Genomic DNA, 238 nt, shown 5'->3' with positions numbered 1-238 from the left:
TATCAATTCCATCAAAGGCCTGATTCAGACTTAAAGTGTCATTGTAGTCACCCTTTCTGATTTCCACTCCCGCAGGATACATCTTTTTTGCTTTTTCCGTGTTTCTAGCGATTACGACGATGTCTTCGACAGGGACCAATCGAATCAACCCCAAGATAGCACGTTCACCGAAACGACCCGTTCCGGCAGTAACTCCATATTTCATAGTATTTTCTCCTTCATTTTCGTTATCTAGAAA

General features: G+C 42.0%; 1 pseudogene. It reads right to left on the bottom strand.

Annotated elements, in window-relative coordinates:
* Positions 1-205: pseudogene (locus AC6UDG_RS07850) on the bottom strand (NmrA family NAD(P)-binding protein); the annotation flags it as partial.
* Between the last annotated feature and the right edge of the window lie 33 nt (positions 206-238).

Source organism: Fructilactobacillus sp. X2R1C1 (assembly GCF_059901435.1).
The sequence above is the reverse complement of the archived record's forward strand: the minus strand, read 5'-3'. Positions and strand labels throughout refer to the sequence as shown.